Origin of the sequence: Pseudomonas sp. RW409 (genome assembly GCF_003184125.1) — a bacterium.
GTDB lineage: Bacteria > Pseudomonadota > Gammaproteobacteria > Pseudomonadales > Pseudomonadaceae > Aquipseudomonas > Aquipseudomonas chlororaphis_I.
The window spans coordinates 1-740 of record NZ_QHHP01000030.1 but is presented as its reverse complement, the minus strand read 5'-3'; the positions used below and the strand labels follow the sequence as shown (position 1 = coordinate 740).

Annotated in this window: 1 protein-coding gene and 1 pseudogene; both read left to right on the top strand. The window is 54.1% G+C overall.

The annotated features are described in order from the left end of the window. Nucleotides 1–146, top strand: a pseudogene (locus tag DK261_RS13060) (IS3 family transposase); the annotation flags it as partial. Between the two features lie 222 nt (nucleotides 147–368). After that, nucleotides 369–740: transposase (locus DK261_RS13055; RefSeq protein ID WP_146218530.1), on the top strand; the 372-nt coding region annotated here is incomplete at its 3' end.

The following is a 740-nucleotide window of genomic DNA, read 5'->3' as shown; positions in this document are numbered from 1 at the left end:
GCGTGTCGACGCATAGCTTATATGCCTGGATAAAGCGCTACAGCAAACCTCAAGAAGAACGACAGCAAGACGATGATCAGCACGCTGAACTGCGTCGTCTGCGAGCAGAACTCAAGCGCGTCACTGAAGAGCGAGACATCTTAAAAAACCGCCTCCCCGGCGTTCCGCGGCCCATTGGACTAGAAACACTACGTTCTACACTGATCCCACTGGACAGTGGTCGCTGGCTTTTTGGAGGCTAAGTCCCCGTCAAAAAACTTGACCCAGGGGAAGCTGCGGACCCGTTAGTGGTGGCATATTCCGTGACCCCGTTTAGGAAGGTGATTTGATCCGAGTCCCCGTCCAGTTCAACTTGACTGGAGGTGCTCATGAAAAAGCACGATCTAAAGCAGCGTGGGTTACCGGTTATTCATGATCACGCAGCCGGCATTGATATTGGCTCACGCTTTCATGTGGTGGCCGTTCCTGCAGAACTTGCCAAAGAGTCTGTTCAAACTTTCCAGGCTTTCACTTCCGACTTGGAGCGCCTGGCCAACTGGCTGGTCAATCTCGATATAACGACGGTCGCGATGGAATCGACAGGCGTTTACTGGATTCCGGTTTACGAAATATTGGAAGCACATGGCCTTCAGGTCGTGCTGGCCAATGCCCGAGAGGCCCGCGCCGTACCAGGGCGCAAAACCGACGTGAATGACGCGCAGTGGATACAACGATTGCATGCCTGTGGGTTGCTACGGGCC